The organism is Stappia sp. MMSF_3263 (assembly GCF_030733745.1).
Taxonomy (GTDB): Bacteria; Pseudomonadota; Alphaproteobacteria; order Rhizobiales; family Stappiaceae; genus Stappia.
The window spans coordinates 177,834-193,146 of sequence record NZ_JASHIK010000002.1; the positions used below are offsets into that span (position 1 = coordinate 177,834).

14 protein-coding genes are annotated in these 15,313 nt (G+C 66.2%); 8 read left to right on the forward strand and 6 right to left on the reverse strand.

Annotated elements, in window-relative coordinates; translation table 11 throughout:
• Positions 1 to 64: 64 nt before the first annotated feature.
• Complete coding sequence (locus tag RBB46_RS03650; protein WP_306027526.1) at positions 65 to 421, forward strand: hypothetical protein; 357 nt, start codon at positions 65 to 67, stop codon at positions 419 to 421.
• Between the two features lie 21 nt (positions 422 to 442).
• Positions 443 to 835 carry a hypothetical protein gene (locus tag RBB46_RS03655; protein ID WP_336623131.1) on the forward strand — a complete coding sequence of 131 codons (393 nt, stop codon included), beginning with the start codon at positions 443 to 445 and terminating at the stop codon, positions 833 to 835.
• Positions 836 to 843: 8 nt separating this feature from the next.
• Here the strand turns inward: RBB46_RS03655 and RBB46_RS03660 are convergent, their stop codons facing one another.
• Entirely contained in the window at positions 844 to 1,476 is a 633-nt protein-coding gene (locus RBB46_RS03660) for a MarC family protein (RefSeq protein WP_306027527.1), read from the reverse strand.
• Between the two features lie 219 nt (positions 1,477 to 1,695).
• Between RBB46_RS03660 and gyrA the strand changes: the two genes are divergently transcribed.
• Positions 1,696 to 4,566 carry a DNA gyrase subunit A gene (gene gyrA, locus RBB46_RS03665; protein WP_306027528.1) on the forward strand — a complete coding sequence of 957 codons (2,871 nt, stop codon included), beginning with the start codon at positions 1,696 to 1,698 and terminating at the stop codon, positions 4,564 to 4,566.
• Between the two features lie 95 nt (positions 4,567 to 4,661).
• Here the strand turns inward: gyrA and RBB46_RS03670 are convergent, their stop codons facing one another.
• Both RBB46_RS03670 and RBB46_RS03675 read right to left on the reverse strand, forming a co-directional pair.
• A complete protein-coding gene (locus tag RBB46_RS03670) occupies positions 4,662 to 5,858 on the reverse strand; it encodes an MFS transporter (RefSeq protein WP_306027529.1) in 1,197 nt (398 codons plus the stop codon).
• Entirely contained in the window at positions 5,855 to 6,436 is a 582-nt protein-coding gene (locus RBB46_RS03675; RefSeq protein WP_306027530.1) for an NADPH-dependent FMN reductase, read from the reverse strand. The genes RBB46_RS03670 and RBB46_RS03675 overlap by 4 nt, the downstream gene beginning before the upstream one ends.
• A 126-nt stretch (positions 6,437 to 6,562) precedes the next feature.
• Between RBB46_RS03675 and soxR the strand changes: the two genes are divergently transcribed.
• Positions 6,563 to 6,979, forward strand: a complete 417-nt coding sequence (gene soxR, locus RBB46_RS03680) for a redox-sensitive transcriptional activator SoxR (protein ID WP_306027531.1) — start codon at positions 6,563 to 6,565, stop codon at positions 6,977 to 6,979.
• A gap of 39 nt (positions 6,980 to 7,018) precedes the next feature.
• Here the strand turns inward: soxR and RBB46_RS03685 are convergent, their stop codons facing one another.
• A complete protein-coding gene (locus RBB46_RS03685; RefSeq protein WP_306027532.1) occupies positions 7,019 to 7,684 on the reverse strand; it encodes a DUF1629 domain-containing protein in 666 nt (221 codons plus the stop codon).
• A gap of 65 nt (positions 7,685 to 7,749) precedes the next feature.
• On the reverse strand, positions 7,750 to 8,322 hold the full coding sequence (ssb, locus tag RBB46_RS03690; protein WP_306027533.1) for a single-stranded DNA-binding protein: 573 nt from the start codon (positions 8,320 to 8,322) through the stop codon (positions 7,750 to 7,752).
• A 730-nt stretch (positions 8,323 to 9,052) separates the two neighbouring features.
• On the opposite strand from ssb, the gene uvrA reads away from it, so the two are divergent.
• The 3 genes from uvrA to RBB46_RS03705 all read left to right on the forward strand — a co-directional run bounded on the left by uvrA (position 9,053) and on the right by RBB46_RS03705 (position 13,424).
• Positions 9,053 to 12,058: an excinuclease ABC subunit UvrA gene (gene uvrA, locus RBB46_RS03695; protein ID WP_306027534.1), complete on the forward strand. Its 3,006-nt coding sequence runs from the start codon at positions 9,053 to 9,055 to the stop codon at positions 12,056 to 12,058.
• 712 nt (positions 12,059 to 12,770) lie between these two features.
• A complete protein-coding gene (locus RBB46_RS03700; RefSeq protein ID WP_306027535.1) occupies positions 12,771 to 12,920 on the forward strand; it encodes a DUF1127 domain-containing protein in 150 nt (49 codons plus the stop codon).
• 354 nt (positions 12,921 to 13,274) lie between these two features.
• Positions 13,275 to 13,424: a DUF1127 domain-containing protein gene (locus RBB46_RS03705; RefSeq protein WP_306027536.1), complete on the forward strand. Its 150-nt coding sequence runs from the start codon at positions 13,275 to 13,277 to the stop codon at positions 13,422 to 13,424.
• A gap of 484 nt (positions 13,425 to 13,908) precedes the next feature.
• Here RBB46_RS03705 and RBB46_RS03710 read toward each other — a convergent pair whose 3' ends face one another.
• On the reverse strand, positions 13,909 to 14,244 hold the full coding sequence (locus tag RBB46_RS03710; RefSeq protein WP_306027537.1) for a hypothetical protein: 336 nt from the start codon (positions 14,242 to 14,244) through the stop codon (positions 13,909 to 13,911).
• 110 nt (positions 14,245 to 14,354) lie between these two features.
• Between RBB46_RS03710 and RBB46_RS03715 the strand changes: the two genes are divergently transcribed.
• Positions 14,355 to 15,284, forward strand: a complete 930-nt coding sequence (locus tag RBB46_RS03715; protein WP_306027538.1) for an AEC family transporter — start codon at positions 14,355 to 14,357, stop codon at positions 15,282 to 15,284.
• Positions 15,285 to 15,313: the final 29 nt, after the last annotated feature.

The window sequence follows — 15,313 nt, forward strand, 5'->3', positions numbered from 1 at the left end:
GTCCCTTGTGCGGGTTCCGCCGCTCATATCAAGCAATGAACAACCAGAATCGAAAGGCGGCAACGTGAAATATCTTTGGAGCGTCATTGCGCTTTCAATCGCGACGCCGGCGTTCGCGGTCGATCTTCTTTATGTTTCGGCAGACGGTCATCAATACAGATATTCAGACAACAACAACGGTGCCGTTCTCCAGTCCGTGAACCCGGTTTCCCGCTTCAAGGGACAGGGCGCCGCGACGGAAATCGTCACCGGAACGGAAACCATCTACCTTGGAAAATCATGCGATGCCTATTCCGAGTTTTTCGGAAGCGGCACCTGGGGATGGGCGAACGGGGGCTTCATCATTGACTTCCAGAAAGGGGCCGTGCGCTTCCCGCGCCAGGAAATCGACGTTCCAGGCGGTATGCACTGCCGGCTTTGAGGTCAACCCGCAGGAGGCAACATGACGATGACAGGCCGTGCAATCCGCCCTCTCCTCGCCGGTCTCGCGGCGGCGGGCTTTTGGTTTTTTGTCTCCGCCGCGCAGGCCGGCGAGGCGGACGTGCTTGCCGCGAAGGCAGAACAGGCGAGCGACGGCACCTGGCGGTTCGAGGTGACGGTGGCGCATGAGGACGAAGGCTGGGACCACTATGCCGACCTGTGGCAGGTGCTGGCACCGGATGGCACGGTGCTTGGCGAACGGGTGCTGGCCCATCCCCATGTGGAGGAACAACCCTTCACGCGCACGCTCAGCGGGGTGACGATCCCCGACGCGATACAGAGCGTCGAGATCCGGGCGCGCGACAGCGTCCACGGGTTCGGTGGCCGGAGCGTGATCGTGGCGCTTGCGCGCTAAAGACAGGCTCAGCCGGCGGCGATCATGGCGCGCACGCCGTCGGCGATGAACTGGATCGACAAGGCGGCGAGCAGCACTCCGAGAAGCCGAGTGATCACCACGGCGGCAGTGTCGCCCATCAGCCGCTCGATCCGGTCGGCGAGCAGGAACGAGACGAAACAGCTGCCGATGATCACCAGGATCACGCCGACAAGGCCGGCGAGCGAGAACGTGTCGGTGGCCTGGGACGACAGCAGGATGACCGCGCTGATTGCCGCCGGGCCCGCGATCAGGGGGATCGCCAGCGGGAAGACGGCAACGTCATGCAGCTCTTCCTGATGGGCCACGGCCTTTTCCGCCGTCTCCGACTTGCGCCGGTTGCGCTTCTCGAAAACCATCTCGATGGCGATGATCAGCAGCAGCAGCCCGCCGGCGATCTGGAACGCCGGCACGGAGATGCCAAGCACGCCCAGAACGCCCTTGCCGGCAAACAGAAAGAGGAAAAGGATGCCGCCGCCGATCAGCGTGGCGCGGATCGCGATGCGCTTGCGCGTCTGCGCGGTGGCCCCGGCCGTGACGGCCAGGAACATCGGCGCCAGCCCGACCGGATCGATGGTCACGAACAGCGTGGCGAAGGCATTGACGAGATAGTCCGGCACCATTTCGCAGCCCCCCGCACGACTCGGCTGCCCCCCTTATATCAACGAAAAGTCGCGCTGTCGGGCATAGCCGGCCACCCGCTTCCCCAAGTTTCCCCAAGGCGATATTCAAGGCATTGTTTTCACGAGGCTTTTTTACCCTTCAAACCGGTGTCATAATTTGGATGTGAACGCGGAATCGTCTATAAGTCGGGTTCAGATTCAACAAGTGCGAGAGATCCCTTGACAGATCGGGACACGAACGCTCCGTCGGGCGGCCTGCCGTCCGACATCCGGCCGATTTCCATCACCGACGAGATGAAGCGCAGCTATCTCGATTACGCGATGAGCGTGATCGTCAGCCGCGCCCTGCCGGACGTGCGCGACGGACTGAAGCCGGTGCACCGGCGCATCCTCTATGCGATGCACGAGAACGGCTACGACTGGAACAAGGCCTACAAGAAGTCGTCCCGCGTCGTCGGCGACGTCATGGGTAAATACCATCCCCATGGCGACAGCGCGATCTACGACGCGCTGGTGCGCATGGCGCAGAACTTCTCGCTCCGGCTGCCGCTTATCGACGGCCAGGGCAATTTCGGCTCCGTCGACGGCGATCCCGCCGCCGCCATGCGTTACACCGAGGTGCGCCTCCAGAAGGTCGCCCACAGCCTGCTTGCCGATATCGACAAGGAGACGGTCAACTTCCAGGACAACTACGACAATTCGGAAAGCGAGCCGGTCGTCCTGCCGGCCAAGTTCCCGAACCTTCTGGTCAATGGCGCCGGCGGCATCGCCGTCGGCATGGCGACCAACATCCCGCCGCACAATCTGGGCGAGGTGATCGACGCGGCCATCGCGCTGATGGACAATCCGGCGATGACCACGGCAGAGCTGATGGAGATCGTGCCGGGCCCGGACTTCCCGACCGGCGGCATCATCCTCGGCCGGTCCGGCATCCGCTCCGCCTACGAGGTGGCGCGCGGCTCCATCGTCATGCGCGGCCGCGCCGAGGTGGAGGAGATCCGCAAGGACCGCTACGCCATCATCATCACCGAGATCCCCTACCAGGTGAACAAGGCGACGATGATCGAGAAGATCGCCGAGCATGTGCGCGAGAAGCGGCTGGAGGGCATTTCAGACATTCGCGACGAGTCTGACCGCTCCGGCATGCGGGTGGTGATCGAACTCAAGCGCGACGCGGTCGCCGACGTGGTGCTCAACCAGCTCTACCGCTACTCGGCGCTGCAATCGACCTTCGGCGCCAACATGGTGGCGCTGAACGGCGGACGGCCCGAGCAGCTCGGCCTGAAGGACATGCTGAGCGCCTTCATCGCCTTCCGCGAGGAGGTGATCGGCCGGCGCACGCGCTTCCTGCTGAAGAAGGCGCGCGACCGCGCCCACGTGCTGGTCGGTCTCGCCATCGCGGTCGCCAATATCGACGAGGTGATCGCGCTCATCCGCACCGCCCCCGATCCGGCAACGGCGCGCGCCCAGCTGATGGAGCGCCACTGGCCGGCGCGCGACGTGGAGCCGCTGATCCGGCTGATCGACGATCCGCGCCACATGGTCGGCGAGGACGGCACCTACCGCCTTTCCGAGGAGCAGGCGCGCGCCATTCTCGACCTGCGCCTGCAACGCCTGACGGCGCTCGGCCGCGACGAGATCGCCGACGAACTCAACAAGATCGGCGAGGAAATCCGCGACTACCTGGAAATCCTGCGCTCGCGCGCCCGCATCCTCGACATCATCCGCGAGGAACTGACCTCCGTGCGCGACGAGTTCGCAACGCCCCGGCGCACCGAGATCATGGACGGCGGCGCGGACCTCGAGGACGAGGACCTGATCCAGCGCGAGGAGATGGTCGTCACGGTCAGCCATGCCGGCTACATCAAGCGCGTGCCGCTCGACACCTACCGGGCGCAGCGGCGCGGCGGCAAGGGCCGCTCCGGCATGTCGACCAAGGACGAGGATTTCGTCACCCGCATCTTCGTCGCCAACACGCACACGCCGGTGCTGTTCTTCTCCTCGCGCGGCATCGCCTACAAGATGAAGGTGTGGCGCCTGCCGGTCGGCGGACCGACCTCGCGCGGCAAGGCCCTGGTCAACATGCTGCCGCTGGAACAGGGCGAGCAGATCACCTCGATCATGCCGCTGCCGGAGGACGAGGAGGCCTGGGGCAATCTCGACGTGATGTTCGCGACCCGTCGCGGCACCGTGAGGCGCAACAAGCTGTCCGATTTCACGCAGATCAACAAGAACGGCAAGATCGCCATGAAGCTGGAGGACGGCGACGGCATCGTCGGCGTCTTCACCTGCACCGAGCATGACGATGTGCACCTGACCACCTCGCTGGGGCAGTGCATCCGCTTCCCGGTGACGAGCGTGCGTGTCTTCGCCGGGCGCAATTCCGTCGGCGTGCGCGGCGTCGCGCTGGCCGGGGGGGACGAGGTCATCTCGATGTCGATCCTGCGCCACTTCGACTGCACGGCGGAAGAACGCGCGGCTTACTTGCGCTGGCGCCGCCTGATGCGCGGCGAGGCGGACGATGCCAATGGCGAGAACGGCGCCGAGGCCGGCACCGACGACGAGCAGGTGCAGGCCGGCGAACTGACCCAGGAGCGCTATGCCGCGATGAGCGCGGCCGAGCAGATCATCCTGACGGTGTCGGAAAACGGCTACGGCAAGCGGTCCTCCTCCTTCGAGTACCGGGTGACCGGGCGCGGCGGCAAGGGCATCACCGCGATGGCCGTGACCAAGCGCAACGGGCCGCTGGTCGCCTCCTTCCCGGTCGAGGACAGCGACCAGATCATGCTGGTGACCAATGGCGGCCAGTTGATCCGCTGCCCGGTCGACGGGATCCGCATCGCCGGCCGCGCCACCCAGGGCGTCACCGTCTTCAACACGGCCGAGGGCGAAGAAGTCGTCTCCGTCGAGCGTGTTTCCGACGAGAATGGCGAGGCGGATGTCGAGGACCTGCCGGGCGTCGACGGCGTGGCGGGCGTTGCCCCGACCGAGGGCGGAGCCGCTGACGACGGGCCTGCCGGCGACACTCCCGACGAGGGGCCGCAAGGCGATGCGCCGTCCGGGGACAAGGATCCCTCCAACGACAGCTGAGGCCAAGCCGACAGCCTGTCGGACGACGGAACACGAATATGAAAAGGGCGCGGAGAGAGATCTCCGCGCCCTTTCGTGTCATGACCGGCGGAGGCTCAGCCGGCCGCGCGAACGGCCCTTTCACGGGGAAGCCGCAGGCCGACAAGGACTGTCACGGCGAGGACCGCAAGCACCAGGGCGGCAAAGCGGAACGCATCGACATAGCCGAACGCCTCCACCGCCGGCTGCATGGCAAGCGGCGAGGCGAACTGCCCCAGGAAGATGCTCGTCGTCATGGCGCCGCTCGCCAGCCCCCGCCGCGCCGCCGGCGCCGCATCGAGGGCGCCGGCGATGAAGCCGGGCAACACAAGGCCGAAACCGCCGCCGATGAGGGCAACCGCCGCGGCGATGGCGGGAAGCGAGGCCACGGCGGACAGAAGCAGAAAGCCCGCCCCCATCACCACAAAGCCAAGCGCCGGCGTGCCGCCCGGCCCCAGCCGCCGACGCAGGGCGCCGAAGGCGAAGGCCGCGCACCCGGCGGCCAGCGGCACCGTGGCGACGACGAGGCCGGCGGAAGCAGGCTCTTCATGCCCGATCCGGGCCAGATAGAAGGGAACCTGCGTCGGCACCACGTAGAACAGGACGAAGGTGGCGCCCGCGAGAAACACGAGAAAGGCCAGTTGCAGGACCCAGGGACCGGCGCCGGTCTCGTCCTCCTCAGATCCGGCGAGGCGGACATCGCGCGGCCGGCGCGTTGTCGGAATGGCGCGCCACAGGAACGGCAGGTAGAGGAGCCCCACTCCATAGAGCGCGAAGACGAGGAACACATCCACCCCGGCAAGCCAGCCGGCGAAGGTGACGAAGACGAAGCCGCCGAAATTGGTCGCCGCCATCTGGTAGCCCATGAAGCGGCCGCGCGCGGCCCCCTCGAACAGGTCGCCAACCAGGGCCGCCTGCGCGGTCATCAGCATCGCCAGTGCCAGCCCGAGCAGCAGCCGGCTGGCAAGAAGCATGTGCAGATCGGGCAACATCAGGCCGGCGCTACCTGACAGGCCGAACAGCACCACCCCGGCCAGCAGGAACGGCCGGCGCCCGTAGCGGTCGACCGCCATTCCGGCAAATGGCGCGAAGAGCGCCACCGTCAGTGACGGCGCTGTGACCAGCAGCCGGGTGAGGAGCGCAGCGTCGGGCGTTTCGGCGAACCAGGCCTCGATGCCCGGCAGTGCCGGGCTGATCGTGGCGTTGGAAAGGATCGTCAGCGACGCCGCCAAGAGCAGCGCCAGCGCCTGACGGTCGCGCAAGAGTTCCATCATGCGGCCCTCTTTTCATAGGGTCGCCTTTCGCGCGCGACCCGCAAGGCCCCGGCCCACCAGGCAAGAGACGCCCCGAAAGTCGCCATGGCGGCATCGGCGCGGGCCGTCTCCTCCGCACTCGTCATCTCTCCGTCCTCGCCAAACCGGTCGAACGGCATGGCGAAGCTCACCGTGTCGCGCAGGGTCATCGCATGCAACTCGGCAAAGACCGGGCGCAGCGTCTCGGAAGCGCGCAATCCGCCGGAAATGCCGCCATAGGAGATCAGCCCGACGGGGCGGGCCTGCCATTCGGCACTGGCGGCATCGATCAGCGTCTTCAGCGGGCCGGGGGCGGCGTGGTTGTATTCCGGCGTGACGACGACAAAGCCGTCGAGGCCGGACAGCCGCTCGCGCAGGCGCGCGGCCGCCGCCGCATCGCCGGTCTGCAGCGGCAGCAGGTCCGGATCGCGCGGGTCGATGCGGCGCAGGGAAAAGCCCTGCCCTTCCAGGCGGCGCGCGGCCCAGTCGGCGATCGTGTCGTTGAAGCGTTCCTCGCGAATGCTGCCCTGGATGAGGCCGATCCGAATCGGGGTGGTCATGGCTATCTCCTTGCCAAACGGGTCGATGGCCGCCACCCTAAAGCCTCAACCATAGTTGAGGGCAAGGGCGATATTTTGGAAAAAGATCAGCAAAATCAATCACCGGAAAAATTTCTCACGGTCGGCATGCTGTCGCGCCGCAGCGGCGTGCCGGTTTCCGCCATCCATTTCTACGAGCGAAAGGGGCTGATCCGGTCGGAGCGGGACGCCTCGAACTATCGCCGGTTTCCGCGCTCGGTGCTGCGGGTGCTGGCGGTCATCAGGGTGGGACAAGGCGCCGGCATCCGGCTGGAGGAGATCCGCGAGCGGCTCGGCGATGCGGCCCGGTCCTCGACGCTGACGGCAAGCGACTGGGCGCGGATTTCAGCCGGCTGGGAAGACGACCTCAACGCCCGGATCGCGGCGCTGAGCCGGATGCGCGACCGGCTGACCGGCTGCATCGGCTGCGGCTGCCTGTCGATGGCCTCATGCCCCAGCATCAATCCGGGCGACCGCGCGGCCGGCGACGGGCCGGGGGCCCCCGGCCTCGACGGGCGGGTGTGAGGACACCGCCGGTTCAGGTCGGGCGCGGCGGGAGCAAGCCTATTTCAAAATGCAGCGGGTGCGCGGTGCCCAGATCATCACCTCGTCCCTCACCGCCTCCCAAAACCGGTCCGAGCAGGTGTATTCGAAACGTTCGCCGACCTTGGTGCGCCACAGGTGCCGTCCCTCGATCTCGCTCCGCCGCAAGGTGCAACGCTTGCCTTCCGTGGATGAAAGCGTGCCGCCACCCTTGCCGCCGTTTCCGCGCATCCAGACCTCGATGCCGTAACCTTTTGTGAAATCGGTCTCGGCGATGACAAGACAGTCGACCAGCGGCGGCGGCAGCAGGATGTAATGCTCGCCATGCTCCGTGCGCCCGGCGATTTCCACCGTGCTGTGGAGGTCGATCGGCAGGAAGCGATGCACACCAGGCTCGAGACCCTCCAGAAGGTTCCGGATTCTGGGCGCCAAGAAAATAAGCATTGTCAGGCTACCGAAGACGGCAGGAATTTCGGTGGTTCCACCAAAAGGCGACCTGACAATCAATCTTGGGCGGAGTGGCAATGCATCAATTTCGGTCGCCGAGAGCAGATCCAGTGAAAGCCCTGCCTGTAGTGATGTCGGCATCTCCGGGTCGAAATGAAAACCCTTGAGAGTCCCTCCAACCTGCGACTTGCGCAGCACATAGGCGTCTTTTATCGGCCGGCGGCCGGCCAGGTTGATCACCTCGCCGGTCCGGTTCGTTTCGGAGCGGGACGCCATCGGTCCCGACCTTCCGCCAGCCGCCCCGCTCAGAACGGAATTTCGTCGTCCATGTCGCCCGGGCCGCCGAAGCCGCCACCCGAGGATCCGCCGCCGCCGGACCCGCCGCCCGAGCCGCCGCCAAAGCCACCACCGCCGGAACCGCCGCCATAGCCGCCGCCGGAACCTCCACCCGAGCCGCCGCCGTAACCGCCACCGCCGGACGGGCCGTCGTAACCGCCCTGCCCGCCGCCGCCGGCGCCGCCCTCGCCGCGCCCGTCAAGCATGGTCAGCGACGAGTTGAAGCCCTGCAGCACGATCTCGGTCGAATAGCGGTCCTGACCCGACTGGTCCTGCCATTTGCGGGTTTGCAGCTGGCCCTCGACATAGATCTTCGATCCCTTGCGCAGGTAGCTCTCGGCAACCTTGGCAAGGCCCTCGTTGAAGATCACCACCCGGTGCCACTCGGTGCGCTCCTTGCGCTCGCCCGAATTGCGGTCCTTCCAGGTCTCCGAGGTCGCCACGCGAAGGTTGACCACGGGGCGGCCGTCCTGCATCCGGCGAACCTCCGGGTCCGCTCCCAGATTGCCCACGAGGATCACCTTGTTGACGCTTCCCGACATCGTCGTCTCCTTGTTCGCCGGCCATGCCGGCCCTTTTCCGTCGGCCCGGCATGGCCGGCCGTTTGATCGGTCTCGCCGGGCGGTGCCGGCGCTCATGTTCCTGTCGCCGGGTTGCCCCGGCCGTCCCGCCGACCTTAGCCCCGCATGCGCGGCCGGCGAAAGGCCCGTGCGGGGCTAAGGTCGATGGCCACGCGGATTTTGGCGCTTATCCACACTTGCGGGGACAAGTCCGGCGGACAGCGCCGCATGCAGCCGGCATTGCCGCCGGTTTCAGCCATCTTGCGGAACCATACATGTTCCTGATATGTTCACGCAATCGGATTCGCCCCGGGACACGTAGAGAGCACCGGGTCATCAACAGGACAAGGCCGGCTGTCGGCCGGCGCATCGGAAAAGCGGAAAACCGGCGGTTGCCGCCGCCGGCCGGGCTACCGATATGAGGCTCGGCGCGCGGGAGGCTGCGCGCCCGCAACAGGAACTGCCCGGGCTCCGGGGAGCGTCGCCGGCACGCATGGATGCGGGCCGGTCGGATTGCTCGAACGCGCGCCACGCGCCATGGAATCGACGGCGGCCGGCGCTTGTCGTAGAAGGTCATCAACGGCCTGCCGCGCCATTCAAGCCGGGGCGGCAGGCCAAGCAGGAAATCAGTACGGCTTTGCAGGCCCGCGCCCTCCCGCGCGGGAGGCAGGCCACGCGCCGCAAGGCCGTCATCCAGGGACACCGCACGCACATGCCGAAGTCGCGTTCGACCTCAACGCCGCCCGCCTCCCCCGCTTCCGCCGCCGACCGGCGGGTGATCAGCGTGCGCGGCGCGCGCGAGCACAATCTGAAGAATGTCGATCTCGACCTGCCGCGCGACGCACTGATCGTGATGACCGGTCTTTCGGGCTCGGGCAAGTCGTCGCTCGCCTTCGACACGATCTATGCGGAAGGCCAGCGACGCTATGTCGAAAGCCTTTCGGCCTATGCGCGCCAGTTCCTGGAGATGATGCAGAAGCCCGACGTCGACCAGATCGACGGGCTGTCGCCGGCGATTTCCATCGAACAGAAGACGACCTCGCGCAACCCGCGCTCCACCGTCGGCACGGTGACCGAGATCTACGATTACCTGCGCCTGCTGTTCGCGCGTATCGGCGTGCCCTATTCGCCGGCGACCGGCCTGCCGATCGAGAGCCAGACGGTGAGCCAGATGGTCGACCGGGTGCTGGCGCTGGAGGAAGGCACCCGGCTCTACCTGCTGGCGCCGGTGGTGCGCGGGCGCAAGGGCGAGTACCGCAAGGAACTGGCGGAGCTCATGAAAAAGGGCTTCCAGCGGGTCAAGATCGACGGCACCTTCCACGAGATCGCCGAGGCGCCGGCACTCGACAAGAAGCTGAAGCACGACATCGACGTGGTCGTCGACCGGATCGTGGTGCGCGAGGACATCGGCGGGCGTTTGGCGGATTCGCTGGAGACGGCGCTCGGCCTCGCCGACGGAATCGCGATTGCCGAATATGCCGACCGGCCGCTGCCCGAGCGCGACGCGGATGCGGTGCTGCAGAACCGCAACGAGACGCATGAGCGGATCACCTTCTCGCAGAAATTCGCCTGCCCGGTCTCCGGCTTCACCATTTCCGAGATCGAGCCGCGGCTGTTCTCCTTCAACAACCCCTTCGGCGCCTGTCCGACCTGCGACGGGCTGGGCACGACGCTCGCCTTCGAGCCGGACATGGTGGTGCCGGACCAGACGCTGACCCTGCGCGAGGGCGCGGTGCTGCCCTGGGCCAAGACCGGCTCGACCTCGCCCTATTATGCCCAGACACTGGAGGCGATTTGCCGCCATTTCGACGCGTCGATGGCAACCCCCTGGGCCGAGCTGCCGGAGGCCGTGCGCGACACGATCCTCCATGGCTCGGGCCGGGAGAAGATCGAGTTCACCTATGACGACGGGGTCAGGAGCTACCGTACGGCGAAAACCTTCGAGGGCGTCGTCGGCAATATCGAGCGGCGCTGGCGGGAGACGGACAGCGACTGGGTGCGCGAGGAGCTGTCGCGCTACCAGTCCGACCGTCCCTGCCCTGCCTGCGGCGGTTACCGGCTGAAGCCCGAGGCGTTGTCGGTGAAGATCGCCAGGCGGCATGTCGGCGAGATCGCGCAGCTGTCCATCCGCGATGCGGCCGAATGGTTCGAGGCGCTGCCGGGGGAACTCACCGACAAGCAGTCGGAGATCGCGGTCCGGATCCTCAAGGAAATCCGCGAGCGGCTGAAATTCCTCAACGATGTCGGGCTCGACTATCTGTCGCTGTCGCGCAATTCGGGCACGCTGTCGGGCGGCGAGAGCCAGCGCATCCGGCTCGCCTCGCAGATCGGCTCGGGACTGACCGGCGTGCTCTACGTGCTCGACGAGCCTTCGATCGGCCTGCACCAGCGCGACAATGCCCGCCTGCTCGATACGCTGAAGCACCTGCGCGACCTCGGCAACACGGTGATCGTCGTGGAGCATGACGAGGACGCGGTGCTGACCGCCGACTATGTGGTCGATATCGGCCCGGGCGCCGGCATCCATGGCGGCGAGATCGTCGCCCAGGGTACGCCGGCGGAAATCCTGGCAAACCCTGCCTCGCTGACCGGGCAGTACCTGTCCGGCGCGATGGCGATCCCGATGCCGGAGGGGCGGCGCAAGCCGAAGACGCGCCGGCAGATCCACGTGGCGGGCGCGCGCGGCAACAACCTGAAGAATGTGTCGGCCGACATCCCGCTCGGCACCTTCACCTGCGTCACCGGCGTTTCCGGCGGCGGCAAGTCCACCTTCCTGATCGACACGCTCTACAAGGCGGCGGCGCGCCGGCTCAACGGCGCGCGCGAGACGCCGGCACCGCACGACCATATCGACGGGCTGGAACTGCTCGACAAGGTGATCGACATCGACCAGTCGCCGATCGGGCGCACGCCGCGCTCCAATCCGGCCACCTATACGGGCGCCTTCACGCCGATCCGCGACTGGTTCGCCGGCCTGCCGGAGGCCAAGACGCGCGGCTATGCGCCGGGGCGCTTCTCCTTCAACGTCAAGGGCGGGCGCTGCGAGGCCTGCCAGGGCGACGGCGTCATCAAGATCGAGATGCACTTCCTGCCCGATGTCTATGTCACCTGCGACGTGTGCAAGGGCAAGCGCTACAATCGCGAGACGCTGGAAGTCGAATTCAAGGGCAAGTCGATCGCCGACGTGCTCGACATGACGGTGGAGGAAGGGGCGCGCTTCTTCTCCGCCGTGCCGGCGGTGCGCGACAAGCTGGAGACGCTGGCGCGGGTCGGCCTCGGCTACATCAAGGTCGGCCAGCAGGCGACGACGCTTTCGGGCGGCGAGGCGCAGCGCGTCAAGCTCGCCAAGGAACTGTCGAAGCGCGCGACCGGCCGCACGCTCTACATTCTCGACGAGCCGACGACGGGCCTGCATTTCCACGATGTCGCGAAGCTGCTGGAAGTGCTGCACGAACTGGTCGAACAGGGCAACACGGTGTTGGTTATCGAGCACAATCTCGAGGTCATCAAGACGGCCGACTGGATCATCGACCTTGGTCCCGAGGGCGGCGATGGCGGCGGCACGATCGTGGCGCAGGGAACGCCGGAGGATGTCGTCGAGGTGGAGGCAAGCTATACCGGACGCTTCCTCAGGGAGGTGCTGGAGCGGCGGCCCGTGCGACGCGGCAAGGCCCGCGCGGGCGAGCGCTCCGGTGAACGCATGAGCGCGGCCGAATAGAAGTCCGTCGCCCACGCATCCGCGGCCGCCAAGGCGAACGCGGCGCGGCATTCAGCACGGCGTGAGCCCCTCTCCGGCCGTCATCCCGGGCAGGACGAAGCCGCGACCCGGGGCCGTTCGGTCCCGGAGCGAAGGCGACAGGATCGCGGCGGCTTGCCTTGCCGGTCCGGTCCGCCGGCGCCGATGGGGGCCACGCCAGCCGCAGGCATCCGGGCCCTCACAACCGCTGGGGCGCCAATGGCTCCCCGGTCAAGCCGGGGATGACCTCGGTGCAAGTGGCAAGGGTCCCGCGTATCGGCCCTGACGTGGGGGATAAGCCCTGAGAGGGGGCAAAGCCAACGCCCTCACATCCGCCAATACCTCCCGGCTCTCCGGCCGGGCCCGCGGCCGGAATGACAACCGGGCAGGACAAGAGGCCGGCGCTGCGAAGGCGGTTACGGCACCCATTCCTTTTCCACAAAATTCGGCCGCACTGCGCCCGCGCCATGCGTCGGCGACAATTCCCGGGCAACGGCTGACGCCGGGTTCCCCGCGACTTCGCATACGTTGCAGGAGAAACTATTGCTGCGATGCACAATATGCATGGCTGACGTGCAGAAATCGCGCTTTTTTTCGGGAGCTGAAAAAACTATCTCTTGGTCATCGGATCGGAGCGCTGCCGACGGACAAGCCGGGCAGCCAACTCCCTCAGGACATGCACACAGAGGCTATCATGTTCGACACACTTGCTCGCACCTACCGCAACTGGCGGACCTACCAGAGCACTGTTTCGGAGCTTTCGCGGCTTTCCACCCGTGAGCTCGACGATCTCGGCATTGCACGCGGCGACATTCGTTTCATCGCCAAGCGCGCCAGCCGTTAACAGTTCACGTTCAAAGAGATAGACCTCCTCCCCTATCTCCTTGACGTGTCCCGGCGGGGCATCCTCCTCCCAGCCCCGTTCGGATATTGCGACGCCCGCCGGTTCTCCTCCCTCCGGCGGGCGTTCGCTTTTTTTTAACAACCTCCGCATGCTCCGCGGCCTTCCTGCAAGGCTCTTCCGGATGACGCGGGCGTGACATGACCCCGGTGCATTTTGCAGAGCGGGCATGCCGAAACAGCGCGCCACAAACGGCGCGACACACCCCATATCAGGCTCACCGGAGCGATGACGCGATGCAGCATCCGCTGCCTCGGACGGCCGCTTCACCTCAACACCGTTCTCATGGAGAGACCAATGCTCAACACCCTCGTTCGCAAGTACAATTCCTGGCAGAAGTACCGTCAGACCTATGACGAGCTGTCCCGCCTTTCCAACCGCGAGCTCAGCGACCTGGGCATCGGCCGGGGCGACATCGACTTCATCGCCCGCAGCCACACCCGCTGAGGCCATGCGGCAGGTCGCCGCACCTGCCGACAACACGTTCAAACGCCGCCCGAAAGGGCGGCGTTTTGCGTTTCAGGCCTTTGATTCGATTGATTTTTCCTGATGTCATGTTGCTCTGCACAAAAAGCGGGGCTGATATGCATCATCGGGTCTGGAAATGTCGAGGAGACTCGCCCATATCAATTGCAACGGAGCAAGCGATCCTCCTCCCACGCTTCGCTCCCGTTCAGGCCGGTGATCCTCCTCCCTTCATCGGCCATCGAAAAACGACGCCCACCGGTTCTCCTCCCTCCGGTGGGCGTTCGTTTTTTCAGCACTGTTCCCTTCCGCCCCTTCGCTTCCGGACAACCGGCTTCCACGCACAGACGATCGCCAATGCGCGAACGGCTTCGCGGCCGCTCGGATCATGTGATCGTTTGAGGGAAAAGACCGCCGTGGCAGATGCAGTCGGAGGCTCATGCCGGCAGAGGCACCCGGCCCGCCTTCAACGCCTGTCCGCAGATCCCATCATGTCGAGATAGGCCTTCTGCATGTCGCCGATGCGACCGGCGACACGGGCGTTCGCCTTGAAGGAGATTTCGGCCTGCATCATGTCGACCATGGCGCTCGCCATGTCGGGGGCAAAGCCGATCCGTCCGGAGCCGGTCGGCCGGCCGCTGCCCTGCGCGCCCCCGTCCGCGCTCGTATCCCCGGCTGGCGACGCCGCGGCAACAAGGCTGTTGCCGGCTTCGGCACCGGCCGCAACGATGCGACGGGCGGATGCTTCGAAGCGCTGGCCGGCGGCCTGGAGGCCGGAAAGGGATATGGACAGGGCGGACATGATCTGCACAGTATCGCCACCCCCTCTTAACGAATCCTGAGTCCCTTCCTTCGCATTTGAGCCAGACGTTCCCAAGCCGTCCCTGTTGTTTCAATCAAGGATTGCAGTTCATGCTTCTGACACTCTCGATCACCGGCCCGTTCTTCGCCGTCATCGCGTTTGGTTTCTTCGCGGCGAAACGCGGCTGGATGCCGGACGGCGCGGTGCGCAGCCTCAATGTCTTCGTCTTCAACTTCGCCATGCCGGCGCTGGTGATCCGGGCCCTGGCCGGACAGGACATCATCGCCGCACTGACCGGGCCGATGGTGCCGGTCTGGGTGCTGGCGGGAGCCGCGACCTTCGCCATCTCGATGCTGGCGATGCGGCTGCTGTGCCGTGGCAGCCTGGCCGAGATGGCGGTGAGCGGCCAGGCCGGCACGATCGGCAACATCGGCTTTCTCGGCCTGCCCCTGATGCTGGCGGCCTTTGGCGACCGGGCGGCCGCCCCAATGGCGGTGGTGCTGATCGTCGACCTGACGATCTTCATTCCGCTCTGCATCGGCCTTCTGGAATGGGCCTCAGGCAAGGGTGCAAGCTGGAAACTGATCATGACGGTGGCGAAGGGCGTCGTCTTCAATCCCTTCGTTCTTGCCATTTTCGGCGGCACCCTGCTGTCGCTTGCCGGTGGCAAGCTACCGCCGGCGGGCGACAATCTTCTGAATTTCCTGGGCGATGCGGCGGGGGCAACCGCCCTCTTCTCCCTCGGCGTGCAGCTCGCCGCCCGGCGGGTGGAGGGCGAGGCACGCGCGATCTCGCTGATGATCGTGCTGAAGCTGTTCCTGCATCCACTGGCGGTGCTGGGCGCGGCAATGCTGTTCGGTCTCGATCCGTCTCTGACAGCGGTGCTGGTGGTGGTCGCCTCGCTGCCGATCGCGGGCAATGTCTTCGTGGTTGCCGAGCGCTACGGCATCTTCATCCAGCAACTGTCGGCGGCAATCCTGCTGTCAACGACGGCCGGCGTCATCACCGTGTCGCTCGCCCTGATGTGGGCGGGAATATGAGGCACGGGCGGCGCGCCGGGGGCTGACAG